Genomic DNA, 26,033 nt, shown 5'->3' on the forward strand with positions numbered 1-26,033 from the left:
GTGCCACTGAAGAACGGTGCAGTCATTGCACAGCGCTACCGCCTGCTACGACTGATCGCGACAGGCGGAATGGGCCAGGTGTGGGAGGCGATGGACAACCGCCTCGATCGCAAGGTCGCCGTCAAGGTGCTCAAGGCCGAGTTCTCCGAGGACCCGGAATTCCTGCAGCGCTTCCGTTTCGAAGCCCGGACCACCGCCCAGCTCAACCACCCCGGCATCGCGGGTGTCTACGACTACGGCGAGACCCGCGACGAAGCAGGCGAGTCCCTCGCGTACCTGGTGATGGAACTCGTCAACGGCGAGCCCCTCAACGCCGTCCTCGGACGCATCGGCCGGCTCCCCCTCGGTCATGCCCTCGACATGCTCGAGCAGACCGGGCGTTCACTGCAGGTCGCCCACACCGCGGGAGTGGTACACCGCGACGTCAAGCCGGGAAACATCCTGATCACCCCGGCCGGCCAGGTGAAGATCACCGACTTCGGAATCGCGAAGGCCGTCGACGCCTCCCCGGTCACGAAGACCGGCATGGTGATGGGCACCGCGCAGTACATCGCGCCGGAACAGGCCCTGGGTGAGGAAGCCACCTCGGCATCCGACGTCTACTCGCTCGGAGTCGTCGGGTACGAGGCGTTGTCGGGGACACGCCCGTTCGTCGGCGACGGGGCTTTGACGGTCGCGATGAAGCACGTGCGCGAGACACCTGCCCCGCTGCCCGCCGACCTCCCTGCAGGCGTCCGAGAGCTCATCGAGATCACGATGGCGAAGGACCCGGCACAGCGCTACGCCAACGGCGGTGAATTCGCCGACGCCGTGGCCGCTGTCCGCGCGGGCCGGAGGCCGCCCGCGCCCGGTACCAGCCGGGGACCCGGCACGGGTCGAGTGATGATGCCGGGCGTCGTACCGGCGCCGACGCCGACCAGCACGCAGATGATGCCGACGTCGCAGAACCGCTACACCGGCCCACCAACAGGTGCCGCTGCGCCTGCGGTACCCGAACAGACCGGCATGTCCTCGGCGCAGAAGGCCCTCGCCTGGGGCGGCGGAGGTCTGCTGCTCCTCGCGATCGTCATCGGAGGGTTCGTGCTGCTGAATCGGGAGGACGAAACTCCCGCGCCGTTCGTTCCGCCGACGACGTCTCAGCAGCCGGTCACGACCACGACGACCACCACGGAGCCGTCCACCACCACGACCGAGCCGACGACGACCACCACGGAACCGACGACCACCACCACCACGACGACCACGACGGAACCGACGACGACCGAACCGACCACCACCTCGGAGACCACGACGACGAGCCGCGGCGGGATCACCATCCCGTCGTTCACGTTGCCGTCCATCCCCGGAATCGGCGGCGGCCAGGAGGAAGAACCTCAGGCGTCGGGCACCACGGACGGCGCCGCCGCAGCGGACGAATTCTCGGATCGACCCCCCACCGATCGACCCTTCTTTGATCGACTAGGACAGCCATGACGACTCCCCGCAACCTCTCGTCCCGCTACGAGCTGGGCGAGATTCTCGGATTCGGTGGCATGTCCGAGGTTCATCTCGCGCGCGACAACCGCCTCGACCGCGACGTCGCCATCAAGGTCCTGCGTGCCGACCTCGCCCGCGACCCCACGTTCTACCTGCGTTTCCGTCGCGAAGCCCAGAACGCGGCCGCACTCAACCATCCCGCGATCGTCGCGGTCTACGACACCGGTGAAGCCGAGACGGAAGCAGGACCGCTTCCGTTCATCGTCATGGAGTACGTCGACGGCAGCACACTGCGGGACATCGTGCGCGCCGAAGGTCCGATGCCCGCCAGGCGCGCGATGGAAGTCATCGCCGACGTCTGCGCTGCGCTGGATTTCTCGCACCGCAACGGAATCGTGCACCGCGACGTCAAACCGGCGAACGTGATGATCAACAACGCCGGCGCCGTCAAGGTCATGGACTTCGGCATCGCCCGCGCCATCGCCGACAGCTCGAGCCCGATGACGCAGACCGCCGCCGTCATCGGAACCGCGCAGTACCTGTCGCCGGAACAGGCCAGGGGCGAGCAGGTCGACGCACGGTCGGACGTGTACTCGCTGGGCTGCGTCCTGTTCGAGATCCTCACCGGAGAACCGCCGTTCAAGGGTGACTCGCCCGTCGCCGTCGCCTACCAGCACGTCCGTGAGGATCCCGAGCTACCGTCACGCGTCAACCCCGACGTTCCGCGCGAACTCGACTCGATCATCCTCAAGGCGATGGCCAAGAACCCCGCCAACCGCTACCAGTCCGCCGCGGAGATGCGTACCGATCTGGTCCGCGTCCTCGGTGGGCAACGCCCCAGCGCACCGACCGTCATGAACGACGAGGATCGCACCACGATCCTCGGCGCCATGGACGCACGTGCACCGCAACCACGAGCGAAGGCGACCGCCGACTCCGCCGACAGCACGAGCACCGGGCGCCACGCGGACTCCGATGACTCCGAGCCGCGGCACCGCGGCGTCAGGATTGCCCTCCTGTCCGTCGCGGCACTGGTGATCGTGGGAATCGTGGGTGCGTTCCTGTGGTCTCTGGGCCCCGGCTCCTCACCGGACCGCGTCGCGATCCCCGACGTGTCCAACCTGTCCGCGTCCGACGCCGAAGCACGCCTCCAGGAGGCCGACCTGCGGGTCGCGATCCAGGAGAAGCCCGACGCCACCGTCGCATCCGGCGACGTCATCACCACCAGACCGGGCGCAGGCGCCGAAGTGGACTCCAAGAGCACCGTCAACCTCGAGGTGTCGACCGGACCCGAGCAGGTTCAGGTGCCGCAGTTGACCGGCAAGACCGAACAGCAGGCCGCACAGGCCCTGTCCGCGCTGGGCCTCGAACTCGACGGCACCCGCGCGCGTGCACCGTCGACGCCGGAGAACCTCGACAAGGTCGTCGAGCAGAATCCGTCGTCGGGGGTCGGCATCACCGTCGGATCGTCCGTGAAGATCACCCTCGGCTCCGGTCCTGCGCAGATCCGCGTTCCGGACGTCGTCGGCCAGCAGGTCGCCGTGGCGCAGCCGAACGTCGAAGGCGCCGGATTCAGAGTTCAAGTCGAGAACATCGACTCGAGCCAACCCGTGGGAGAGGTCGTCTCGACCAGCCCGGCAGGTGGGTCCAACGCAGTCGAAGGTGACACCGTCACCCTGCGAGTGTCCAACGGCGACAAGATCCCGATGCCGGACCTGCTCGGTCTGACGGTGTCCCAGGCACTGTCCGCCCTCGAGTCCGCAGGCTGGACGGGCACGACGTCTAACATCAGCACCACGACCGAGGTCCAGCTCGACCCGACCGTCGTGAACCGCATCGTCAATCAGGCCGAACCAGCCGGGTCGGAAATCACCAAGACCCAGACCGTCAACGTCACGGTCGGCGCCCTGGGAATTCCGGGGCGCTGACGTCCGCTCCCGTTCACACACGGCGAGCGGGCAAAAACCTCCACTATCGGGGCGAAAGGTGCACGTTCTGCCGATTTCGGCCGAACAGTGGAGCAAAATGCCCGCCGCGGTGCGTGCACGTACGGATTCGAGCGGCGGGATGTGCAGGTTGGTTCGACGGGCGCCCGATGGCCGTCACATCGGCACGTTCGCTGCTACCGAAACGCCAGCGCTACCTCGGCCTCGAGCCGATCCACCAACGCGTCGTCGGCTTCCGCCCCGCACACCTTCAACCAGTTCGCCAACATTCGGTGCCCGCCCTCGGTCATGATCGACTCCGGGTGGAACTGGACACCGTGGATCGGAAAGTCCTTGTGCCGCATGGCCATCACGAGACCCGAGTCGGTTCGGCCCGTCACCTCGAGCTCGTCGGGAATGGTGTCGGCAAGCACCGTCAGCGAGTGGTACCGAGTAGCGGTGAACGGTTGCGGCAGCCCTTCGAGGACTCCGATGCCATCGTGATTCACCGAGCTGGTCTTGCCGTGCAGTAGTTCCGGCGCGCGGTCGACCGTCGCACCGAACGCGGCCCCGATCGCCTGGTGCCCGAGGCACACCCCCAACAGAGGGGTCCTTTCCTTCGCGGCGGCGGTGACGAGATCCATCGTCGCTCCCGCACGCTGAGGAGTGCCTGGTCCCGGGCTGAGCAGAATGCCGTCGAAGTCGCGGGCCACGGCATCGCGGTCGTCCAAGCGCGGATCGTCGTTGCGCCACACCGTTGCGTCGACTCCGAGCTGGCCCAGGTACTGGACGAGGTTGAAGACGAAGCTGTCGTAGTTGTCGACGACGAGGATGCGCATGCGCCCCAGAATAGGTCACGGCCTGTCGGTCATCCTGGCTGGGCGAACTGCAGCCGGAGAGACCCCTGGTATGCGGGCACCGTCAGATCGTCGGAGGCTCCGACGGTGAGACCCAGGCCGTATCGGACCGAGTACTGCCGAAAGAGTTGCACACCCGGCTCGGCGTCGAGAGCGGCGTTCAGTGCGGCCGCGTCGCCCAGCGCGGTGACGATGTACGGCGGGCTGTACGTCCGCCCGCCCAGCAGCAACGTGTTTCCGATGCACCGGGGTGCGACATTGCCGGCGACCCGCTGGTCCTGCATCGCGATCGCGGTAGCGCCGCCGGACCACAACGCGTTGAGAACGCTCTGCACATCCTGTTGATGGACCACGAGATCGTCCGGGGATGCGTCCGAGGCGTACCGCCCGTCGCTTCCCCTCGGTGCATCGGTCAGTGTCACCACGACTCCCGGGCCCGACTCCGCCTCGAGCCCGGCAGGCGCCAACAGTGGGCCGACGCCGGCGAGCGCGTCGGCGACGTCGGAGTCTCCGGCACCGGCTTCCCGCTGGAGTTGCTCGACCTGCGCCGCCAGCTCGTCCCGCGTGTTCTCGGCCTGGTCCGCATCATCCTGAGCTGATCTGACCAGCGTCGACAGGCGTGTGGTGTCGGTCCGACGGATCTCGTCACCGCTGGAGAACTGCCGCGTGGTGGACAACAGCACACCGACGAGAAGGCACACGACGACCACCATCACCTGCCACGCGCGCGACGCGAGCACGCCCGAGCGGTCGTTGTCCGAAGCCATGAAATCCTCCGGTGCTCTCCCCAGCGTTTCCGCTGAGCTAGCGTGTACAGGACATGTGCACGCAGTTGGGCCTTCAGGCTGCCGTGATCATGTGACAGCACCGAACGCTACCTGCTCGGGGGATCTCCGCGGGCCGCAAGGTCACGCAGTGGCGACTCGGCCGTGTTCATCCACAGGCCGGTCCGCGATTGTCCACAGCTGTTCACAGTCCGGTATCCACAGGCACCGCTTCCGTGCACACCCAGACGAAGACCGCGACGACGAAAGGGCGAGGAATGCCGAAATCGAAGGTACGCAAGAAGAAGGACTATGTGATCGCTCCCGGGACGCGTACGCCCGGTTCGGTGGCGTCGGGCCCGTCCAGCCCGTTCTACGTTGCCGTGATGCTCGGATTCATGCTGGTCGGGCTCCTGTGGCTGCTTGTCTACTACTTGGCCGCCGAGGACATCTCGTGGATGAACAGCCTCGGAGCATGGAACTTCCTGATCGGCTTCGGGTTCATGGTGGTCGGTCTCGTCATGACGATGAAGTGGCGATGACGGCGTCGCCCTACCGTCGTCCGGCCGATCTACTTACACACATGTTATTCATCCCCAATGTGGATAAAGCCTGTGGATGAATCGGGCGGCCATCCACAGAATGTGGACAACTTGTCGTGGGCGACGCCCCTGCCTGCGGTGATCGCACTGACCGTCGGCGGGTTTGCCCTGCTCGTGGCCGCATTTCTCACCGACAACGATCCAGCGGGCCGCGTGCTGATCTCGATCGGCGCCCTGGGCCTGTGGATAATCGCCGGTCTCGCTGCGTATCAGCGACCGCGCCTGTGGATAGATTCGGCGGGACGGCTGTCCGTGAAGCGGTTGTCCGGCATTCACACGTACACGCGCGACGAGATCTCCCGCATCACGCTGGTGCCGTACCCCCGGCTGGGACGTCGTGTTCCGATGCTCGAGCTGAACGTCCGCCACCCGGGCGAGGACGACGATCGACTCGTGATCTTCGGCCGGTGGGATCTGGGGACGAGCCCCCAGAACGTGTACGACGCCCTCGAGCAACGCGGATTCGTCGAGGAGCGCTGACAGCACTCCCGACACCGGCCCCCGGAGACAGGCAGAGCGTCAGAGGCCCATTCGGGATCGGAGGTCGAGCACCCGGAAGGCGATGACCGCGAGCGCCACCACTGCGACTGCGGCTACGGCCGCCCATCCGAGGTAGCTGCGGGTCCGACGGTTCTGCACCCGCGCGGGAACGAACAGAATGCCCGCCGTCGCGAGCGCACCGGCGACCAGGCCACCCATGTGTCCCCACAGCGAGATGCCGGGGATGGTGATGCTGATGACGATGTTGAGGCCGATCACGACCAGCGCAGGCGTCGGGCTCCGGCGGAGTTTGAGCAGGATGATCGCCTGTGCACCCAGTAGGCCGAAGATGGCACCGGATGCGCCGACCGTCGCGGTGAACGGGTCCTCGAGCAGCATCACCGACGCACTACCGCCGACGAGAGAAACCACGTACACCGCGATGTAGCGGGTCTTTCCGAGGATCGCTTCCACGTCGCGACCGATGATGTACAGCGCGAACATGTTGACGAGCAGGTGAATCAAGCCGTAGTGAAGAAATCCGCTACCGATCAGCCGCTCGTAGTCTCCGAGCGCGACGGCAGGCGGAAACAAGGCCAAGGACTCGTACAGCGACGACGCGCCGGTGTTGTCCATGACACTGCGGGACTGCAAGGCCGTCGCCGCGAACACCAGAACGTTCAGCGCCATGATGACGTACGTGACCAGACCGTACGTCGAGTCCGCAGACCCGCCGGCGACGGTGCGCGCACGACGGACCTGCGCATTGCCTGCACGTACGCAGTCGACGCAGTGCTGCCCGACGGCCGCTGCCTGCAGGCACTGTGGACACGCGGGACGACCGCACCGCGAGCACGCAAGGCCCGTGGGTCGGTCAGGGTGTCGGACGCACCTCGACTGAGGTGGAGTGGGCTGATCGCCGTACGCGCCACCCCAGCCGGGGTTCGTCATCTACCGATGCTCCTCTTCGAAAAAGAGTTGAAACTCGAGGTATCAGGCCAGCGTGACGCTGGTGATGACGACCTCGTCGACGGGACGGTCACCGCGTCCGACGGGAGTGCCGGAGATAGCGTCGACGACCTTCTTCGACGCCTCGTCGGTGACCTCACCGAAGATGGTGTGCTTGCGGTTGAGGTGCGGCGTCTTCGTCGTGGTGATGAAGAACTGCGATCCGTTGGTTCCCGGTCCGGCGTTGGCCATGGCCAGCAGGTAGGGGCGGTCGAACTGGAGTTCCGGGTGGAACTCGTCGGCGAACTTGTAGCCGGGGCCACCTGCACCGGTGCCGGTGGGGTCTCCGCCCTGGATCATGAAGCCGTCGATGACGCGGTGGAAGATCGCGCCGTCGTAGAACGGACCGGAATCGGAGCCCGACGCGTTGGACGTCGTGTACTCCTTGGAACCGTCCGCGAGGCCGGTGAAGTTCTCGACGGTCTTCGGCGCGTGGTTGCCGAACAGCTCGATGACGATGTCGCCGCGGTTGGTGTGCAGCGTTGCCGTTGATGTCTTGTTTGGTGTGCTCACCCCACCATCGTGCCACCCCGCGCTCGTCGGCCGGTCGCGGACGGTCGGATGTGGCCGCACAGGATGTGGAACAGTGGGGGCATGACGAGCACATCGAAGTCTGCGCAGTTCCGGGATGTCGCCGTGAGCACCGGGGGCACCCTCGTCAAGGCAGCGAAAATTTTCGGAACCGGATCCGCAGGCGTCGGACTACAGCTGGCGAACCGGGCGTACGCGCTGGCCCGACGCGAAGCCGCCCGTCGCCGAGTCCGTCGAGTGACCTCGGCATCGTCGAAGATCAAGACGGCGAAGACCCGTACGTCGAAGACCTCCTCGGGCCCGTCGCTGCTCGGTACTCCGACACGCAAGATCGTCGCGGTCGGCGCAGTTCTGGGTGCGGCCGGAGGCATTGCGGTGCTCGTGTCCAAGCGGCGAAACGCGTTCGACCCGCCGGCGGACGCTCCGCCGAGCCTCGAGGACTACAGCGAGTCCCCGGTGAACGGATCGTCCGCACAGGCCGCGACGCGCGCGGACACCCCGCAGCAGACGTAGCGTCTAGCCGCTCGCCTCACCGGCTCGACCCGCGATCACCAGGCCGACGTTTCGCTGTGTGACGGTGCCGTCCGTCAGATACTCACTGTGGCCTCGGCTGTCCGAGAGACCTCCGTCGGACCGCGTCGCCAGTGGCCTGACACCGTCGAGCTCACTCGGATCCGATCCGAAGAACCCCGTATCGGCGACGACGTCCTCGCGCGCCTCCGCCACGAACGTGTGTCCCGGCGGTACCGAGAGTGCCGAGATGTCGTCGAAGCCGAGACCGGGTGAGCCCAGCGCCACGAGATCGTCCACGCCGGACACCCCTCGTAGGGCGAGCGCGGCAGTGAGAGAGCCGTACGAGTGCCCCAGCAGCGTGAGATGCGGATCGTCCGTGCGTGAGGCGTCGAGACCATCGAGGAACGCAGCCAAACGGGGAGCGCCGACCGCGGCCGCCATCGGCGAGACGACGGTGCGCGTCGGATCGAGCAGGTTCCAGCCGAGATGCGGCGCCTCGTAATTCATCCACGTCACGCACGCCACCGATTCGTCCGGGGGCAGCCCGCTTCGCACAGTCGCAGCCAGCGCGTCCATGTCGGAGTCGTAGCGCCCGACATCGCCGCCGATATCGGAATCCAGTCCAGGGACGAACACGGCGACGTGAGTGGCTGTCGACACGTTACCCACCGAAACAGCCGCCAACGTGTCCTCACCGCTGGTGTTGTCCAGCACCAGCAATTGGCGATTACCCTGTGCCAGAACGGCTTCGATCTCGTCGAGTGCTTTCAACCGCTTCTCGGTCTGAGCGAGACCGGCGTCCGCGTCGTCGAACAGCCCGCCGAAGACGTTGCCGTCCAACGTCCGAGCGAGGTCGTCGGCAACCAATTCCAGACGCGCTCGCTCGGAGATCAGGAGCCTCCGATTCGCGGCGTCGCGTACCTCGGCCGGAACGCCGTCGAGATTCCCGACAGCGCCGGGATCACGGACGAGCAGTGCCGTTCGCTCCGCCGGACTCGCCATCTGCCAGGACACGTTGTTCGCCGCTGCTGCCGCTGTCGGCGTGGGTAAGACGTCCGGGGCTGTATCGACGTCCGCGGCAAGCGCAGCGGCCGTTGCGACGTCGATGTCGGTGGCACGGCGGATCACTTGCCGGGCTCGGGCCTCGAGCTCACGTATCACCCTGAGACGATCGCGTGCATGGTCGAACGCATCCTCGGCCGCGACGGAGTACGTCGTCAGCGGATCGGCCACCGTTCCCGAATCGGAAATCTCGAGCCTGTGTTCGACGCCGATGCTGTCGCACTCTCGCAGCGCGGCCCGCACAGGATGGGCCTGTTTCGCGAACGTCGTCACAGCGCGGGCGATGCGACCCAGCTCGTCGGCGTGAGCGCGGTAGTCCGCGATCAGGTGCGACACCGAGAACTGTGCGGCATCAGCCGCGTCTCCGCTCCACTCGAGCTGTGCAACGGCGGCCTCGATCTCGCCGACCGTGGAGGCGAGAGAGTCGGCCGTCCGTGCAACCCGCGCACCCAGCAGGGTGATCTCCGACGGTTGCCATCGCTGAATTTCGTTCCACAACAACACATCCACCCCGATGTCGGTCAGGTCGACGCGGACGCGATCGACATGACAGACAGTCAACCCCGCCCGGCGCCAGGCTGCGGAGCGTTGTCCACAGCCTGTGGATGAAATCTGTGGAGCAACGTCAGCGCGCTATTCTCCATTCCGACTGTTCAGGCCCCGACGTGCCCGGCCGGGGCGGTGTGGACGGGCGGGGCGGTGCGGACGGTGCGGACGGGCGGGCCGACTTGGGAGGACGGCTTCGCTTGGCTCGATACAGATCGGCGTCGGCCGCGCGGTAGATCTCCGCCCAGCGACGCGCAGCAGGCATGCAGACGATGCCCACACTCCACTCGGCACGATGTGCACGCCGAAGACGGTCGATGATCTGCCACGCCTCGGCCTCGAGCACTCCGGGCATGAAGAGCACGAACTCGTCGCCGCCCAGACGGCCCAGCACGTCCCGTCGGCTCAACTCCGCCTTCCAGGCCTTCGACACGCGCGCGAGAAGGACATCGCCTGCGATGTGCCCGTACTCGTCGTTGATGTCCTTGAAATGATCCAGGTCCAGAACGGCCATGCTGACCGACAGACCGCGCGCCGCGCATACGGGCAACATCTTGGCGACCTTGGACTCGAAGCCGAATCTGTTCAACAATCCGGTGAGCGCATCGTGCGTGGCGGTGTACCGCATGCGCCTGGCGAAGGCCCCGAACACTTCGGTGGCACCCACGACGCCGAGGGCAATGAGCACGTACGCGATGAACGAGGACTCGAACGGGCCTGCCGCGGCGCCGAGTACCGCGAACACCGCAAGCGCGCCCACCCACATCCCGGCGTTGCGCTCGGACCAGAAAGCGCCGATGTGCATGCCGAGGAACATCGTCGCCAGGACACAGATCAGGTACGTCGGCAAGGTGTTGCTGGCCGAGAAGGACAGTGCGACAGCAACGATCCCCATGAAGGTGACATGACCGATCGTGCGCTTGGGGCTCGGACCCTTCAACCGCATCAACATGACGGTCGCCGCGACACCGAGAATCAGGGACACGAGAACCGCACACCGCGCCCAGGTATTTGCGCTCGGCCAGTACGCGCTTCCCCCTGCCGCGTACAGAACCGTCGTGCCCCCGATGTACACCAGAAGGGTGAGCGCGGACTCGTCCAGCTTTCGAGTTTTCGCCATCAGACGATCCAGCATTGCCGCCCCACCTCCCCCAGAACATCGCATCCAGCGTCGACGGCGACGTCTGTCGTGCGGGACTTTAACACCTTCCGCCGACATCCGAACGCGAAGCGAACCCGGTGAACCGTAGGGAACGAGCCGAGGGGGAGAAAGCTAGGACACCAGTTCGGCTCGAGCCGACTCGCGGGCAAGGAGGCGATCGCGCGACTCCTCGAACTTGGTCGCCTTCACCCCGAGTTGCTCGACGAATGCCGCGAGGCGATCCCTGTCCTGCTCGCCGCCGGGCCCGAAGTCGGTGCGGTCGAAGATGCGCCACTTCCGCAGGACCGGCATCAGTACCTCGTCGAGGTGCTGGCGTAAATCGTAGATTCCGTGCTTGGCCAGGGACATCGCATTCTTGCGGAAGTTGGGCATGTTGAGTCCTGGCATGGCGAAGTCCGTCACGACGTCGGCGATTGCCCGCACCGTCTGATCCGGTGTCAGGTCGAGCGCGGCCTCGCCGAGGTTCCGGTAGAAGATCATGTGCAGGTTCTCGTCCGCGGCGATTCGAGCCAGCATTCGGTCCGCCACCGGGTCACCGCACGCATGGCCGGTGTTGCGGTGGGACACACGGGTCGCAAGCTCCTGCAACGTCACGTAGGCGACCGAGTGCAGGAAGTTCGCACCGTCCATCGGAGCGTCGACGCCTGTGGTCATGTGCTGCATCCGTGCCCGTTCGAGCTCGACAGGGTCCACCGCTCGGGTCACGACGAGGTAATCCCGCATCACGATGCCGTGCCGGTTCTCTTCTGCCGTCCACCGACCGACCCACGTACCCCAGGCCCCGTCGAGCGAGAAGTTGTCCGCCAGACCTCGGTGATACGACGGCAGGTTGTCCTCGGTGAGCAGGTTCGTGATCATCGCCGTACGCGCCAGGTCGGACAGTGACGACTGCGACTCGTCCCAGTCGTCACCGCCCATCGCCGCGAAGTTCCTGCCTTCGTCCCACGGAATGTAGTCGTGGGGATGCCATTCCTTCGCTATCGCGAGGTGGCGGTCGAGGTTCAGCTCCATCGTCGCCTCGAGTTCGGTCAGCAGTTCGGTGTGATCGAGGTTGCGCATCGCTGATTCCTGTTCACGAGTTCGATACGCACGTCGCGTCCGAGTGGCCTGATACGCGCTGACGCTAGAGCAGTCCCCGGCGCCCGGTCCCCCGTCCGCCGGTTGTCTGGGAATCTCCACATCCGGACCGCGGCCGTTTGGCCACCGTCACAGACATTGGCAGTTTTTCGCGGAAGTATGACATAACTGCCACTGTTCGACGTGGCCTGCACCGATCGACACTTGCACCATGGCAACTTTCCTCGCACTGGTACTCGTACTCGGATTCATCCACGTCGCCGCAACCACCTACGTGCGGCACCAGACCTCGAGCTCGGTCAGCAGACTCTGGGCCAGCCCCTACCGATACAACTACTTCCGTCCCGACGAGGAATCCGTTCCCACCCACCACACCCGGACGGACAGCCGCGCTGCTGCCGACTGCATATCAGGGACCTGAACCCTGACACACGCACCTCACGATGAAATCGGACCCACAACGCAGTGATCCCACAACGCAGTGACCCCGACACGCATTCGCGTATCGGGGTCACTGTCGATCTGTAAAGCTATCGAATTGTGGAGCTATATCTAATTGTGGAGCCTAGGAGATTCGAACTCCTGACATCTGCCTTGCAAAGGCAGCGCTCTACCAACTGAGCTAAGGCCCCGGGGTGGTGCAAGCGAACAGTACCTTACGAAATCTCGAACTCGAAATTTCCTGGTCCTGACGACTCCGTGCGGACGATCAGCGAGTGGAAACCTCGTGCCACACACCGTCACTGTTGCGGAGGGACCGCACCTTCGACGCTGCCGACACGACTGCTATCACTGCACCGATCAGAAGAAGGATTTTCATGATCATGTCCCTCTTCCGTATTGCTCGGTGTGGGCCTAGGAGGACTTGAACCTCCGACCTCTTCCTTATCAGGGAAGCGCTCTAACCGCCTGAGCTATAGGCCCGTGAACCTCGATTCGGACAGAAGATTTCTCTTTCCGAACCGAGGAGAGAGATTACCGCATCGAACCGCCGTACTCCAAAACGGCTCGATCCGGCACTCTCGAGCGACCTGGTTCAGTCCCGATCCGCGAGGGTTACTTCGACGCCCCCGACCAGGTCGGAGGACAAGTTGTAGATGAACGATCCGATGGTCGTCAACGCCGTGAACAACACCACGTTGATGACACCGATCACTGCGGCGTAGCCGAATACCTGTCCGGCACTGACCAATCCACCGTCACCCGACTCGGACACGATGTCGGTGAACGCACTGTTCAAGCGATCCCAGACACCCATTCCGTCGAGAACCGCGTACAGCAGCCCGACTGCGACCATCCACACGAAGAACAGCGATACCGCGATGACGAGGGAGATCTTGAGCGTCGACCACGGATCAATCTTGCGCAGTTGAATCGTGGCACGCAGAGGAGTTCCGTCCTCACGCGCTGCGATGGCGACCGGCTGAGCGATCTGCTGCGTCTCCGACGCCGGTGCCGTGTGCCGGACCTCCGACAGGTCCGGCATGTCCTTCGCCAGATCCTTGCGTTCGATGTGCCGCGTCGGTCCGTCGATGCCGGCGGCCTTCGTCTTGGCTGCTTCTCGACGCTGTGAACTGTCCGCCGAACTCTCGGCGCCCACTGCGGCGGTGGCTGCTGCTGCGGCCCCTGCCTGGGTTCCACGACGATCGTCGCCTGGCTGTCCGGACTGTCCCGGCTGGCCCGATTGAGCGCCCGGTCCGACCGGCGGCAGCGTTCCGCCGCGCGCCGACAGGTTGGTCTGCGGCTGGCTCTGTGCGCCGTTCGCCGGACCGCGCTGCCACGGAGGTGCGCCCTGACCCGAACCACCGACCTGTCCCGAGGCACTGCCCTGACCCGAGGCACTGCCCTGACCCGAACCGTTCTGGACAGGCGCACTGCGCACCGGTCCCGGACCGTTCTGGTAGCCACCCGCCGGCGGCTGCGTGACATCACCCGCACCCAGTGGATCGAACGGACGCTCGTTGTCCACCCGTGGTGCCGCCTCGGTGGGCGGCTGCTGGGCAGCAGCCGGGCGTGCCGGTGCAGGCGGACGCGGCTGATTCTGCGGCTGCGACTTCGGTGCCTCCGCGGGCCGCTGGTTCTCCGGCTGACGCTGATCCGGACGCTGAGGTGCCGATGCCGGAGCCTGCTGAGTCGGAGCCTGCTGAGTCGTCGGCGGCTGGGCAGTAGTCGGCGGCTGGGGAGGCCGAGCTGTGGCCTGCTCACGCGCCGAGCCGTCGGACGTCCTCGCGGTTTCCGGAGCACCTCCCTGACGTTCGGGTGCCTGGCGTTCGGGTGCCTGACGCGCCGGCTGGCTCGGCGGTTGCCGATCGCCGCCGGCGGGACGCGCACCGTTCCCTTGCCGTGGGTCGGACTGCTGAGAACCGGACTGCTGTGGAGCGCCCTGCTGAGGACCGGCCTGCTGAGGACCGGCCTGCTGAGGGGCCGGCGCACCGGGTCGCGACGGAGGACGCCCGCCGCCGTTCTGCGGCGTTCCGGGGCGAACCGCCGGCTGCGGCCGCGCAGAAGTGCGTGGCTGCTCGGCGTCGCTGGGCGGAACGGGCCTGCTACCAGGCCTGTTGGGAGTGCTCACTTACGACTCCTTCGGTGCGTCGTCTTCGTCTCCGGCGGCGCCGGGCTCGGGTTCGGCTTCGTCGGCGTTACGGGCAATAGCGAGCAGTGTGTCGCCTTCCCCGAGATTCATCAACCGAACGCCCTTCGTCTGTCGACCGGCCTTCCGTACCTGCTTCGCTGCGGTCCGGATTACACCACCACTGGAGGTGATGGCGTACAGCTCGTCCTCGTCGTCGACGATGAGAGCCCCCACCAGGGTGCCACGCTTCGGGTCGTACTGGATCGTCAGCACGCCCTTTCCGCCGCGGCCCTGCGCCGGGTAGTCCTCCATCGCGGTGCGCTTGGAGTAGCCACCGGAGGTGGCCACCAGCAGGTACTTGCCCTCCCGCACCACGTTCAGCGACAACAGCTCGTCCTCGCCGTTGAACCGCATGCCCTGGACACCGGAGGTCGCGCGACCCATCGGACGCAGAACCTCGTCGGTTGCGGAGAAGCGAATCGACTGACCCTGAGCGGACACCAGCAACAGGTCGTCGTCGGACGACGCCAACACAGCGCCGACCAGTTCGTCCTCGCCGCGGAGGTTGACCGCGACGATGCCGCCGCTTCGGTTGGAGTCGAAGTCGGTGAGCTTGGACTTCTTGACCAGCCCACCCTTGGTGGCGAGCACCAGGTAGGGCGCGTCCTCGTAAGTCTTGATCTGAATGACCTGCGCGATGCGCTCGTCGGGCTGGAACGCCAGCAGGTTCGCGACGTGCTGCCCGCGGGCCGTCCGGTTGGCCTCGGGAAGCTCGTACGCCTTGGCGCGATAGACCCTGCCCTTGGTGGTGAAGAACAGAATCCAGTCATGCGTCGAGCAGACGAAGAACTTGCTGACGATGTCGTCCTGCTTCAGTCCCGCGCCCTGCACTCCCTTGCCGCCGCGCTTCTGCGAGCGGTACAGGTCGGTTCTGGTGCGCTTGGCGTAGCCGGTTTCGGTGATGGTGACAACGACGTTCTCGCGGGCGATGAGATCCTCGTCGTTGACGTCTCCGTCGCTGGCGATGATGCGGGTACGACGGTCGTCGCCGTACTTCTCGACGATCTCGCCGAGCTCGTCGCGGACGATCTGACGCTGACGCTCCGGCCGGGCCAGGATGTCCTGCAGGTCGGCGATGGTGCGTTCGATCTCGGCCAACTCGTCGATGATCTTCTGACGCTCGAGGGCAGCCAGACGACGCAACTGCATCGCGAGGATGGCGTCGGCCTGGATCTCGTCGATGTCGAGCAGTTCGATCAAGCCGGCCTTGGCGTCGTCGGCGGTCGGCGAACGACGGATGAGGGCGATGACCTCGTCCAGAGCGTCGAGTGCCTTGACCAGTCCGCGCAGGATGTGAGCGCGCTCCTCGGCCTTGCGCAGCCGGTATCGCGTGCGCCTGATGATGACGTCGAGCTGATGAGCCACGTAGTAGCGGATCATCTGATCCAGACGCAGGGTGCGCGGCACACCGTCGACGATCGACAGCATGTTCGCGCCGAAACTCGTCTGCAGCTGGGTGTGCTTGTAGAGGTTGTTCAGCACCACCTTCGCGACGGCGTCGCGCTTGATGGTGACGACGATGCGCATGCCGACGCGGTCCGAGGACTCGTCGTCGATCTTGGAGATGCCGGCCAGTTTGCCGTCGCGCACCTGCTCCGCGATCGACGTGATCAGGTTGTCCGGGTTGACCTGGTACGGAAGCTCGGTCATGACGATCGTGGTGCGGCCGTTGGAGTCTTCCTCGATCTCGACGACGCCGCGCATGCGAATGGATCCGCGTCCGGTCGAGTACGCATCCTGGATGCCCTGCCCGCCGACGATCAAGCCGTGGGTCGGGAAGTCGGGGCCCTTCACGCGTTCCATGCACGCGGCGAGGGTCGCTTCTTCGTCGGCCTCGTGGTTGTCGAGTGCCCAGAAGACGGCGTCGCCGAGTTCACGCAGGTTGTGCGGCGGAATGTTGGTGGCCATACCGACGGCGATGCCGTTGGAGCCGTTCATCAGCAGGTTGGGCACCCGCGACGGAAGTACCGTCGGCTCTTGGGTTTTGCCGTCGTAGTTGGGGATGAAGTCGACGGTTTCCTCGTCGATGTCCCGCAACATCTCCATGGCGAGAGGCGTCAGACGTGCCTCGGTGTATCGCATGGCAGCCGCGCCGTCGTTGCCACGGGAGCCGAAGTTGCCCTGGCCGTCGACCAACGGGTACCGCATGGACCAGGGCTGAGCCAGACGCACCAGCGCGTCGTAGATCGAGGTGTCACCGTGCGGGTGGTAGTTACCCATCGTTTCGGCAACGGGGCGTGCGGATTTGACGTAACTGCGGTCCGGGCGGAAGCCGGAGTCGTACATCGCGTACAACACACGACGGTGCACGGGCTTGAGGCCGTCGCGTACTTCGGGAAGTGCGCGGCCGACGATGACGCTCATCGCGTAGTCGATGTAGCTACGCTGCATCTCCTGCTGGATGTCGACCGGATCGATGCGGTCGCCGCCCTCGGCGTTCGTGGTCTGTCCGGGAGGCCCGACAGGAGGCTCGGTTATGTCCGACATGGAATCTCCTTCAGCGAAAGTCTAAGAGGTGTAACGAATTTCAAGTAGTGCGTGAAAGTTCGTCACACGTCCAGGAAGCGGACGTCCTTGGCATTGCGGGCGATGAAACTGCGCCGGGCACTGACGTCTTCGCCCATCAGGACACTGAACAGCTCGTCCGCGGCGGCGGCATCGTCGAGGGTGACCAATCGGAGCACGCGCACCGATGGATCCATCGTGGTCTCCCACAGTTCCTTCGCGTTCATCTCGCCGAGGCCTTTGTAACGCTGGACGCCGTCCTCGATGTTGATCTTGCGCTTGTTGGCGATACCGGCCTCGAGCAGTCCGTCGCGTTCGCGATCGGAGTACGCGAAGTCGGGTTCGCCGCGGCTCCACTTCAACTTGTACAGCGGCGGCATGGCCAGATAGACGTGGCCGTGCTCGATGAGCGGACGCATGAAACGGAACAGCAACGTCATCAGCAGCGTCGAGATGTGCTGGCCGTCCACGTCGGCGTCGGCCATCAGCACGATCTTGTGGTAGCGGAGCTTGGTGATGTCGAACTCGTCGTGGATACCGGTGCCGAACGCGGTGATGATCGACTGGACCTCGTTGTTCTTCAGAACGCGGTCGATGCGAGCTTTCTCGACGTTGATGATCTTTCCGCGGAGCGGGAGGATCGCCTGGTACATCGAGTCACGACCGGACTTGGCCGAGCCGCCGGCGGAGTCGCCCTCCACGATGTAGATCTCGGACTTGCTCGGGTCGTTGGAGCGGCAGTCGGCGAGCTTGCCGGGCAGGCCACCGATGTCCGTCGCGCTCTTGCGGCGCACCAACTCTCGCGCCTTGCGCGCGGCCATACGGGCCTGAGCCGAGGACACGGCCTTGTTGATGATGGTCTTCGCGTCGGCCGGGTTGGACTCGAACCAGTGCGCCAGGTGCTCGTTGCACGCCTTCTGCACGAACGAGCGAACCTCGGTGTTGCCGAGCTTCGTCTTGGTCTGACCCTCGAACTGCGGTTCCCCCACCCGGACGGAGATGACCGCGGCGAGACCCTCGCGGATGTCGTCGCCGGTGAGTTTGCCGTCCTTCTCCTTGACGAGCTTCTTGTCCGCTGCGTACTTGTTCACCGTCGAGGTGAGCGCGGTACGGAAGCCTTCCTCGTGCGTGCCGCCCTCGTGCGTGTTGATCGTGTTGGCGAAAGTGTGGACCGACTCGGAGTAACCGGCGTTCCACTGCATCGCGATCTCGACCTCGTGGCCTTCACCCTTGGCGGTGAAGCCCACGACGGAGTTGTGGATGGATGTCTTCGTCTTGTTGATGTGCTTGACGAAGTCGACGAGGCCGTCGGGGTAGTGGTACGTGCGCTTCTTGACCTTGGCGGGCTTGGCCTCGACGGCCTGAGCTTCTTCCTCGGACGCGGACTTCGGTGCCTCCGCGGTCTCGGCCAGCTCTTCCTCGCTGGCGTCGGTTGCTGCCACGCGCTCGTCGGTGAAGTTGATGGTCAGTCCCTTGTTCAGGAACGCCATCTCCTGGAGGCGACGGTGCACGATGTCGAAGCTGAAATCGAGTGTCTCGAAGATCTTGCCGTCCGGCCAGAAGCGGACGATCGTGCCGGTGTCCTCGGTGTCGCCGACGGTCTCGAGCGGGCCTGGTTTGGCGTAGTCGTACGTCTGCGTGTAGCGGTGACCGTCGCGAGCGATCTGGAGTTCCACCTTGGTGGAGAGAGCGTTGACCACGGAGATGCCGACGCCGTGCAGACCACCGGACACGGCGTACGAGTCCGAGTCGAACTTTCCACCGGCGTGCAGCTGCGTCATGACGACCTCGACGGTGGGAACACCGGAGGCGTGCGTGGCGACGGGAATTCCTCGACCGTCGTCCTTGACCTCGACGCTGCCGTCCTCGTGAATGGTGACGTCGACGGTGGAAGCGTATCCGGCCATGGCCTCGTCGACGGAGTTGTCGACGACCTCCCAGATCAGGTGGTGCAGGCCTCGCTCACCAGTGGATCCGATGTACATACCGGGCCTCTTGCGAACTGCTTCCAGTCCCTCGAGCACGGTGATCGACGAAGCGCCGTAATCCTTGTTCTCGGTCTTACCCGACTTCTCGGCAGCCACGATTCGGTTGTTCTCCTTCAGCGTCAAGGTCCCCCTCGCACCGAATGGGTGCTGCCGTGTGGGCACCGGGTGGTGCCACCGCACGAGTCTGCTCGGCCGTCCTGCCTCACCCTGCGGGTAGGCCGTGACGGTGAGCAGATCCGAAGGGCTTCTCTGTTACCCGTCCATACTACTGGTACGTACCGACGGCATGGGGACGATGACACCCCGAAATGCCCCCTGGTTGCCTCACAGACGCATTTTTTCGCGTCCCGACGGCAAATATGGACAGCAGAATCAGCTCCGAGGGCTACAGATCGAGGACGATCCGTCCACCCGCTGCCCGCGACACGCAGATCAGCATCTCGTTCTCCTGCTCCTCGGGGGTCAGCCGAGTCTCGCGGTGTTCGGGAGTGCCGACGAGCACTCGGGTTCGGCACGTTCCGCAGAAGCCCTGCTGACACGAGTACGCCACGGACGGCTTCACCTCACGGATCGCCTGCAACGCCGTCTGTTCTGCGCCGACGGTGATCACGTCACCGGAATCGACCAATTGGACCTCGAACTCCACACCGTTCCGAACCGGAGGTGGAGAGAAACGCTCGAAGTACAGATGGGTGGCGTCGGTGCCGTCGACGGCCACGCGCACCGCGTCGATCATCGGCGGCGGGCCACAGCAGTAGACGGCACCGCCCGCCACGCGACCGAGCAGTTCACTACCCGACGCGATCCCGTCGACGTCGTCGGTGCGGACGTTCACCCGTTCGCTGTCCAAGGCGAGAATCTCGTCGAGGAACGGCAGCGACTCCCGCGAGCGCCCCCGGTACTCCAGGTACCAGTCCATCCCGGAGGCGCGGGCTGCCCGCACCATCGGAAGGATGGCGGTGATACCGATTCCGCCTGCGACGAACACCGCCCGGCCGTCGGCGACGAACGGAAATCCGTTGCGCGGACCTGTCACGGTGACGGGCGTTCCGATCTCGAGTGCATGCATCTCCGCCGAACCACCGCCGCCGTCCGGAATGAACCGCACCGCAACGGTGTACGCGCGTGCATCCGACGGGTCACCGCACAACGAGTACTGCCGGCGTCGACCGGACGGCAGGACGAAATCGAGGTGCATTCCCGGAGCCCATGCCGGAAGTTCTTCGCCCAGTGCACTTTCGAATTCCAGCCGGACGACCTGTTGGTCCACGCACAGAACCTCGCGCGAACGGAGCGTCAATGCGATGTCGCGGACTACCGGCGCAGCCGCGTGGCTGTCGTCGAACTCGCCGTTGTCCAGCAACGCGAACCACTTGTCCAACGCGTCGGTGACGAGAGACATCGTCTGATCGGGCACGGCGCGCCCGTACAGATCCTGTGGAACCTGACGACCCTCACGAAAGGTGTCGACCGTTCTGGCCATGTCGGACAACCGCTTTCGCAGTCCCTGCTTCTTTTTGGACACCACGTGCTCGACTCTCGATTCCGGATTCGAAACCGCGGTCACCGTGCGCACGCTCGTGCGGCGGGCGACGTTGCCAGGTACTGCACGGCTTGCTCGGTCGACCCTTCGCTCGAGGGGTGGTAGTCACGGGCGAAGTAGCGAAGCGAGGCCTTCCAGATCATCTTGGGGCCGGGGAAGAGACCACGTGCAGCAACCGCGCGATAATGTCGAAGCGACGGCCGGCGTTGCTTCGCGGGCAGGTGAGCCAGCGTCGGATCGCGATCCATCAGGTACCGCACACCACGAGTCCAGAACCACACCAACGTGGGTGCGATCGCGACGTAGGTTCGGATGCGCCGGGCGGGGCGAACATCGAAGTACTGCATGACCTCGAATGCCACCGAGCGGTGCTCGACTTCCTCGGCCCCGTGCCACCGAAGCAGGTCGAGCATAGTCGGATCGAAATCGACCTCGTCGAGCGCACGCGCGTTGAGCACCCAGTCACCGAGGAACGCCGTCAGATGTTCGACGGCTGCGATCAGCGCCACTCGTTCCACCAAGCTGTTCCTGGTGTGCGTGCGCCTGTTTCCGAGCGCGCGACCGAACAGGAACTGCATCTGCTCGACGTACGGTGCGACATCGATACCGTGGGCGGTCAACGAATCGAGCACCTGGGTGTGGGCCGTGGCGTGCATCGCCTCCTGGCCGATGAAACCGATGACGTCTTCACGTAGGCGCTCGTCGTGAATCAGAGGAAGCGCTTCCTTGAAGGTACGGACGAACCACTCCTCACCCTCGGGCAGGAGTAGATGCATCACGTTGACCAGATGAGTCGCGAGCGGATCGCCGTCGACGTAGTGCAGCGGCAGAGCAGACCAGTCGAATCTGACGTTTCGAGCCTGGAGCACCACGCGGTCCTCCGGCTGTCGGTCGATCGCCGACCTGTCGGATTCTTCTTTGGCGTCGGGTGAGAACACACGGTCCCTTCGTCGTAGCGGGTCGGATCACGAGCAACGATCCCGATCTCGTTGCTTGTGATCGATCACCGAATTACGCTACGCACCGAGGCTGTGCAGAGCAACCAAGATCACCTTGATTCATCAGTGTGATCCAAGCAATAGGGACAATTCACAGCGTCGGTCCGCTTCGGTAGGAGTTGAATCTACCCGTACGTGTCTCGCGGCCCGCGGCCCTTGATGTGGCGGTCGCCCTTACGCCAACTCTTGGTCGTGGGTCCGTGGATCTTCAAGGACTTCACGACGCCGTGTCCCACTGCCGCGGCGATCTTGGCCAGAATCTGCGCTTGCATCAAGCGCAGCTGCGTCGCCCACGCCGTGGACTCGGCGGTGACGCTCAGAACACCGTCCTCGAGTTTCGTCGGCGTCGCGTGGGACGCGATGTCCTCGCCGACCACCGCGGGCCACCGCCCGAGCACCGTACCTTCCGCCACCTTGTCCGACCATCCGCGTTTCTGCGCGATCGACCCGGCGAGCGAACCCAGAGTCTGCGGGTCACGGTCGTCGGGACCTGCACCGGACCATCCGCGCTTACGTCGACCTCGAAGTGCGCGGACGCCTCCCTTCGGCGAAGAACGCCCCTGCCCGACGGATTTGCCGCTCGCCTTGGCGGCAGCTCGCGCGTCCTCGAGGGCACGGCGCGCCAAGTCGACGCCCTTGAGCTCGTCCGTTCCTTCGCCTGATTCTTCGTTCACGTCTCATACTCCTTCGGTGGAGTCGACGGTGGCGTCGATCGGGGTTATCGTCGAGATTCGTTCCGAACTATGTTGCACTGCTTCGACTTTCCACCGACGAGCATCGATCTCCGGCGGAATGTCCTCCGCGACGGCGGCGGTGATCAACACTTGCTCCGCCTCGGCCGCGACGGCGGCCAGGGCACTGCGACGCTTGCGGTCGAGCTCGGCGAAGACGTCGTCGAGCATCAACACCGGGTCGGTACCCTCCGCCCGTAACAACCGAAAAGACGCCAGCCGCAACGACAAGGCGTACGACCACGATTCACCATGGCTGGCAAACCCTTTCGCGGGCTGATCACCGAGCATCAACTCGAGGTCGTCTCGGTGTGGTCCCACCAGACAGACTCCGCGCTCGATCTCGCGTTGACGCATCTCGTTCAGCCGATGGAGAAACGCAGCTTCGAGCACATCGACGTCGTCGGGCTCCGGTACACGGGCTACATCCGCGAACTCCGGCGGCAGTACGTCCCCCAGACTGCTTCTGTATGTCACTGCGGCAGGGCGTGATTCAGGCGCAATGGATGCGTAGGACTCGGCCACCAACGGTTCGAGTTCGTGAACCAAGCCGATGCGCGCGGCCAGCAACTGGGCACCGTGCGCCGCGAGATGACCGTCCCACACGTCGAGCGTGGCGAGCGCGCTGGCACCGTCGGTCGACCGTGAGCCACGACGCAATGCCCCACCCGCAGTCTTCAGCAACGCCGACCGTTGCCGAAGCACCTTGTCGTAATCTGCTCGCACACCAGCCATTCGAGGCCTACGGGTGGTGAGCAACTCGTCCAGATAGCGACGTCGATCCCCTGGATCTCCCCGCACGAGGGACAGGTCCTCCGGAGCGAAGAGCACGCTGTGCAGAACGCCCAGTATCTCCCGCGGTCGGCGCACCGGGGAGCGATTCATCCTGGCCTTGTTGGCTTTTCCCTCGAGCAACTCGATGTCGATGGTCAGTTCTCGACCGAGGTTGACCACCGAGGCACTGGCGAACGCACGCTGTGCACCCGCACGGATCATCGGAGCATCGGAGGACACCCGGTGCGACGACAGCGTCGACAGATAGCCGAGCGACTCGAGCAGGTTAGTCTTGCCGTGACCGTTGGGACCGACGAACACCGTCGAACCCGGCTCGAGTTCGACGGTGACGTCGTCCCAGGACCTGAAGTCCCGCACGGTGAAAGAGCGAACGAACAAGATCTATTTCTTGGGATCGGGTGCGCGAAGAGTTTCTTCGGTCGACGCACGTTTGACGGCGTGACCACCGAACTGATTGCGCAGCGCGGACACGGCTTTCATCGCCGGTGAATCGTCCTGGCGGGATGCGAATCGAGCGAACAGGGCCGCAGAGATGACCGGTGCCGGAACCGCGTGCCGAATCGCTTCTTCGACCGTCCACCTTCCTTCGCCGGAATCCTCTGTGTAACCGGAGATTTCAGCGAACTCGGGGTCCTCGGCCAGCGCCTGAACCAGCAGGTCGAGCAGCCACGACCGGACAACGGTGCCCTTGCTCCACGCACGAAGAACACCATGAGTATCCTGCACGAGTTCCTCGGCCTCGAGCAGCTCGTACCCCTCGGCGTACGCCTGCATCAGCCCGTACTCGATGCCGTTGTGCACCATCTTCGAGTAGTGGCCGGCACCGACAGGGCCCGCATGGACGAAACCGTCGGCCCGCTCACCTTCCGGACGAAGCGCGTCGAAGATCGGCTGAGCGCGTGCGACATCGTCTTCCGATCCTCCGACCATCAGGCCGTAGCCGTTCTCGAGGCCCCAGACTCCGCCGGACACGCCTGCGTCGATGTAGCCGATGCCCTTCTTCGCCAGCAGTTCCGCGTTGGGTCCATCGTCGGTGAAGCGCGAGTTACCACCGTCGATGACGAGGTCGCCCTCCTCGAGGGCATCCGCGAGCCCGACGATGGTGTTTCGGGTGATCTCGCCCGACGGGACCATCACCCAGACGATGCGCGGCGCGGTGAGCGCCTGCGCCAGACCCTCGAGCGACGGGGTATCCGTGACCTCGGGCCGCGGGTCGTAACCGATGACTTCGTGGCCGTGCGAGCGCAACCGCTCGCGCATGTTGAAGCCCATCTTTCCGAGGCCGACCAGTCCCAGCTGCATGCGAAGTGTCCTTTGCGTCGAAGATGCTGCCGATGATGAGGACGTCCACCGACGTCCTCGCGGGTGGTACCCGATCAGCCGGGAAGGCGCACCGGCATCAGCAGATACGTGTAGGCGCTCTGCGGTGCCGCGAACTTACCCGAGGAATCCGGTACCAGTTCATCATCCGTCGTCGGCCGGAGAACCGCAGGCCTACTGGGAGTCGTGAATCCGAATGTGACCTTCTCGCTGTGCAGCGACGACAACCCGTCGATCAGATAGCCGGGGTTGAACGCGATGGTCAGCGGCTCACCCTGGAAGTCGGCGAGCAGTGCCTCCTCGGCCCGACCGGCATCGTCACCACCGGCCGACAGCAGGACGCCTTCGGAGGAGAACTCGAGGCGAACCTGCGCACCACGCTCGGCGACGAGCGCCACACGCTTGATCGCTTCGACGAGAGGTGCGATCTCCACGACGGCAACCGCCGTGTGCTCGGGTGGCAACAGCTGTCGGAACTTCGGGAAGTCGGCATCGAGGAGGCGCGTCGTCGTCCGACGACCTCCGCTGATGATGCCGAGGAGGCCGTCGGCGCCGATCGACGATCCGGACCCCAGAGCGAGCTCCACCGGCGAACTTGCGTTGCCCGTCAACGTCTTTGCCGATTCCGACAACGTACGGGCCGGGATCAGGACCTCGGTCTTGGTCTCTCCGCCGACGGGCAGCCACTCGAGCTCGCGGACTGCGAGCCGGAAGCGGTCGGTCGCCGCGAGGACGACCGTCGTGCCGTGGATTTCGACGCGGATACCGGTGAGCATCGGCAACGTGTCGTCCTTGCCTGCGGCGACGGCAACCTGCGCGATTGCCTCGGAGAACACATCCACTGCGATCGACCCGGTCTGCGTCGGCAGCTCGGGCAACTGGGGGTAGTCCTCGACGGGCATCGTCGGAAGCGAGAATTTCGCGCTTCCGCAGTTGATGAGCACCCGGGTGCCGTCGACGCTGACGTCGACGGGCTTGTTGGGAAGCGACTTCGTGATGTCGGCGAGCAACTTGCCGGACACCAGGACGCGACCGGAAGTCGCCACTTCCGCAGAGACGCGGACCTGAGCCGAGACTTCGTAGTCGAAACCGGAGACGGTCAGACCTTGGTCGTCCGCGGCGAGCAGTACACCACCGAGCACTGGTACCGGCGGCCTGGACGGCAGGCTACGAGCAACCCAGGCAACGGAATCGGAAAAATCTTCGCGAGCAACGCGAAACTTCAGACTTCCAAGCTCCATCGCTCGGTTTTTCCTCTCGTTCGGCAGCGGATCGTCTCGAAGGGGTCTTCGTCGAGCATCGGGTGAGCTCGTTTACCGGTGCGTCAAAGAGTCTGACACAGGCTGCGGTGATGAACACCGTATGCCCTTCGTGACCAACTTGAAAGCGGAACGTCCCGACGGCGGGCGCCGACGGAGACCCTCGAGCGACCCTGTGAACGGATTGGTCCCCAACACCTGTTTTAGAAGAGATTCCTTCGAAGAGAAAATCTTCTTATTAATAGGTCCTGTGGAATCT

General features: G+C 64.9%; 22 protein-coding genes and 2 tRNA genes. 6 read left to right on the plus strand and 18 right to left on the minus strand.

Annotated features, from left to right (window positions below; all coding sequences use genetic code 11):
- On the plus strand, window positions 1-1,473 hold the full coding sequence (locus BH95_RS18745; protein WP_179276779.1) for a serine/threonine-protein kinase: 1,473 nt from the start codon (window positions 1-3) through the stop codon (window positions 1,471-1,473).
- Entirely contained in the window at window positions 1,470-3,404 is a 1,935-nt protein-coding gene (gene pknB / locus BH95_RS18750) for a Stk1 family PASTA domain-containing Ser/Thr kinase (RefSeq protein WP_019665035.1), read from the plus strand. Before BH95_RS18745 ends, pknB begins: the two co-directional genes overlap by 4 nt.
- Before the next feature lie 194 nt (window positions 3,405-3,598).
- Here pknB and BH95_RS18755 read toward each other — a convergent pair whose 3' ends face one another.
- Both BH95_RS18755 and BH95_RS18760 read right to left on the minus strand, forming a co-directional pair.
- On the minus strand, window positions 3,599-4,240 hold the full coding sequence (locus BH95_RS18755; protein ID WP_019665036.1) for an aminodeoxychorismate/anthranilate synthase component II: 642 nt from the start codon (window positions 4,238-4,240) through the stop codon (window positions 3,599-3,601).
- A gap of 29 nt (window positions 4,241-4,269) precedes the next feature.
- A complete protein-coding gene (locus BH95_RS18760; protein ID WP_019665037.1) occupies window positions 4,270-5,025 on the minus strand; it encodes a DUF881 domain-containing protein in 756 nt (251 codons plus the stop codon).
- A gap of 275 nt (window positions 5,026-5,300) precedes the next feature.
- On the opposite strand from BH95_RS18760, the gene crgA reads away from it, so the two are divergent.
- Window positions 5,301-5,564, plus strand: coding sequence for a cell division protein CrgA (gene crgA, locus BH95_RS18765; protein ID WP_019665038.1), 264 nt, complete (start codon window positions 5,301-5,303; stop codon window positions 5,562-5,564).
- Window positions 5,565-5,621: 57 nt separating this feature from the next.
- Window positions 5,622-6,104, plus strand: a complete 483-nt coding sequence (locus tag BH95_RS18770) for a PH domain-containing protein (RefSeq protein ID WP_170949125.1) — start codon at window positions 5,622-5,624, stop codon at window positions 6,102-6,104.
- A 39-nt stretch (window positions 6,105-6,143) separates the two neighbouring features.
- Here BH95_RS18770 and BH95_RS18775 read toward each other — a convergent pair whose 3' ends face one another.
- Window positions 6,144-7,055 carry a rhomboid family intramembrane serine protease gene (locus tag BH95_RS18775; protein ID WP_037183493.1) on the minus strand — a complete coding sequence of 304 codons (912 nt, stop codon included), beginning with the start codon at window positions 7,053-7,055 and terminating at the stop codon, window positions 6,144-6,146.
- A gap of 42 nt (window positions 7,056-7,097) precedes the next feature.
- A complete protein-coding gene (locus BH95_RS18780; protein WP_019665041.1) occupies window positions 7,098-7,625 on the minus strand; it encodes a peptidylprolyl isomerase in 528 nt (175 codons plus the stop codon).
- Between the two features lie 81 nt (window positions 7,626-7,706).
- On the opposite strand from BH95_RS18780, the gene BH95_RS18785 reads away from it, so the two are divergent.
- The gene (locus tag BH95_RS18785; RefSeq protein WP_037183495.1) at window positions 7,707-8,156 is read left to right on the plus strand and encodes a hypothetical protein; all 450 of its coding nucleotides are present in this window, start codon (window positions 7,707-7,709) and stop codon (window positions 8,154-8,156) included.
- 3 nt (window positions 8,157-8,159) lie between these two features.
- Here the strand turns inward: BH95_RS18785 and BH95_RS18790 are convergent, their stop codons facing one another.
- The 3 genes from BH95_RS18790 to BH95_RS18800 all read right to left on the minus strand — a co-directional run bounded on the left by BH95_RS18790 (window position 8,160) and on the right by BH95_RS18800 (window position 11,985).
- Window positions 8,160-9,728: an alpha/beta hydrolase gene (locus BH95_RS18790; RefSeq protein WP_037183497.1), complete on the minus strand. Its 1,569-nt coding sequence runs from the start codon at window positions 9,726-9,728 to the stop codon at window positions 8,160-8,162.
- A gap of 115 nt (window positions 9,729-9,843) precedes the next feature.
- A complete protein-coding gene (locus BH95_RS18795; RefSeq protein WP_037183499.1) occupies window positions 9,844-10,899 on the minus strand; it encodes a GGDEF domain-containing protein in 1,056 nt (351 codons plus the stop codon).
- 138 nt (window positions 10,900-11,037) lie between these two features.
- Complete coding sequence (locus BH95_RS18800) at window positions 11,038-11,985, minus strand: acyl-ACP desaturase (protein ID WP_037140858.1); 948 nt, start codon at window positions 11,983-11,985, stop codon at window positions 11,038-11,040.
- A gap of 229 nt (window positions 11,986-12,214) precedes the next feature.
- Between BH95_RS18800 and BH95_RS18805 the strand changes: the two genes are divergently transcribed.
- Window positions 12,215-12,424 (plus strand): hypothetical protein, encoded by a 210-nt coding sequence (locus BH95_RS18805; RefSeq protein ID WP_020112257.1) that lies wholly within the window; start codon window positions 12,215-12,217, stop codon window positions 12,422-12,424.
- A 138-nt stretch (window positions 12,425-12,562) separates the two neighbouring features.
- Here the strand turns inward: BH95_RS18805 and BH95_RS18810 are convergent.
- The 11 genes from BH95_RS18810 to dnaN all read right to left on the minus strand — a co-directional run bounded on the left by BH95_RS18810 (window position 12,563) and on the right by dnaN (window position 25,756).
- Window positions 12,563-12,635, minus strand: a tRNA-Ala gene (locus tag BH95_RS18810).
- A 218-nt stretch (window positions 12,636-12,853) separates the two neighbouring features.
- A tRNA-Ile gene (locus BH95_RS18815) sits at window positions 12,854-12,927 on the minus strand.
- A gap of 112 nt (window positions 12,928-13,039) precedes the next feature.
- A complete protein-coding gene (locus tag BH95_RS30070) occupies window positions 13,040-14,575 on the minus strand; it encodes a DUF3566 domain-containing protein (protein ID WP_244165036.1) in 1,536 nt (511 codons plus the stop codon).
- On the minus strand, window positions 14,576-17,122 hold the full coding sequence (gene gyrA, locus BH95_RS18825) for a DNA gyrase subunit A (RefSeq protein WP_020112254.1): 2,547 nt from the start codon (window positions 17,120-17,122) through the stop codon (window positions 14,576-14,578).
- A gap of 62 nt (window positions 17,123-17,184) precedes the next feature.
- A complete protein-coding gene (gyrB, locus tag BH95_RS18830) occupies window positions 17,185-19,224 on the minus strand; it encodes a DNA topoisomerase (ATP-hydrolyzing) subunit B (RefSeq protein WP_026347781.1) in 2,040 nt (679 codons plus the stop codon).
- Window positions 19,225-19,513: 289 nt separating this feature from the next.
- Window positions 19,514-20,704, minus strand: a complete 1,191-nt coding sequence (locus BH95_RS18835) for a PDR/VanB family oxidoreductase (protein WP_037183503.1) — start codon at window positions 20,702-20,704, stop codon at window positions 19,514-19,516.
- Window positions 20,692-21,609 carry a metal-dependent hydrolase gene (locus BH95_RS18840; RefSeq protein WP_033189444.1) on the minus strand — a complete coding sequence of 306 codons (918 nt, stop codon included), beginning with the start codon at window positions 21,607-21,609 and terminating at the stop codon, window positions 20,692-20,694. Before BH95_RS18840 ends, BH95_RS18835 begins: the two co-directional genes overlap by 13 nt.
- Before the next feature lie 185 nt (window positions 21,610-21,794).
- Window positions 21,795-22,343 (minus strand): DUF721 family protein, encoded by a 549-nt coding sequence (locus BH95_RS18845; RefSeq protein ID WP_019665053.1) that lies wholly within the window; start codon window positions 22,341-22,343, stop codon window positions 21,795-21,797.
- A gap of 3 nt (window positions 22,344-22,346) precedes the next feature.
- Entirely contained in the window at window positions 22,347-23,573 is a 1,227-nt protein-coding gene (recF, locus tag BH95_RS18850) for a DNA replication/repair protein RecF (protein ID WP_026347783.1), read from the minus strand.
- A 3-nt stretch (window positions 23,574-23,576) separates the two neighbouring features.
- A complete protein-coding gene (gene gnd / locus BH95_RS18855; RefSeq protein ID WP_371828334.1) occupies window positions 23,577-24,572 on the minus strand; it encodes a phosphogluconate dehydrogenase (NAD(+)-dependent, decarboxylating) in 996 nt (331 codons plus the stop codon).
- Window positions 24,572-25,756 carry a DNA polymerase III subunit beta gene (gene dnaN / locus BH95_RS18860; RefSeq protein ID WP_026347784.1) on the minus strand — a complete coding sequence of 395 codons (1,185 nt, stop codon included), beginning with the start codon at window positions 25,754-25,756 and terminating at the stop codon, window positions 24,572-24,574. The genes gnd and dnaN overlap by 1 nt, the downstream gene beginning before the upstream one ends.
- Window positions 25,757-26,033: the final 277 nt, after the last annotated feature.

Source organism: Rhodococcoides fascians A44A, from assembly GCF_000760735.1.
In the GTDB taxonomy this organism is placed as follows: Bacteria; Actinomycetota; Actinomycetes; order Mycobacteriales; family Mycobacteriaceae; genus Rhodococcoides; species Rhodococcoides fascians_E.

Coding starts and splice junctions, on each gene's coding strand:
- pknB (WP_019665035.1), top strand. CDS start 1,470: ATGACGACTCCCCGCAACCTCTCGTCCCGCTACGAGCTGGGCGAGATT.
- BH95_RS18755 (WP_019665036.1), bottom strand. CDS start 4,240: ATGCGCATCCTCGTCGTCGACAACTACGACAGCTTCGTCTTCAACCTC.
- BH95_RS18760 (WP_019665037.1), bottom strand. CDS start 5,025: ATGGCTTCGGACAACGACCGCTCGGGCGTGCTCGCGTCGCGCGCGTGG.
- crgA (WP_019665038.1), top strand. CDS start 5,301: ATGCCGAAATCGAAGGTACGCAAGAAGAAGGACTATGTGATCGCTCCC.
- BH95_RS18770 (WP_170949125.1), top strand. CDS start 5,622: ATGTGGATAAAGCCTGTGGATGAATCGGGCGGCCATCCACAGAATGTG.
- BH95_RS18775 (WP_037183493.1), bottom strand. CDS start 7,055: ATGACGAACCCCGGCTGGGGTGGCGCGTACGGCGATCAGCCCACTCCA.
- BH95_RS18785 (WP_037183495.1), top strand. CDS start 7,707: ATGACGAGCACATCGAAGTCTGCGCAGTTCCGGGATGTCGCCGTGAGC.
- BH95_RS18795 (WP_037183499.1), bottom strand. CDS start 10,899: ATGCTGGATCGTCTGATGGCGAAAACTCGAAAGCTGGACGAGTCCGCG.
- BH95_RS18800 (WP_037140858.1), bottom strand. CDS start 11,985: ATGCGCAACCTCGATCACACCGAACTGCTGACCGAACTCGAGGCGACG.
- BH95_RS18805 (WP_020112257.1), top strand. CDS start 12,215: ATGGCAACTTTCCTCGCACTGGTACTCGTACTCGGATTCATCCACGTC.
- gyrA (WP_020112254.1), bottom strand. CDS start 17,122: ATGTCGGACATAACCGAGCCTCCTGTCGGGCCTCCCGGACAGACCACG.
- dnaN (WP_026347784.1), bottom strand. CDS start 25,756: ATGGAGCTTGGAAGTCTGAAGTTTCGCGTTGCTCGCGAAGATTTTTCC.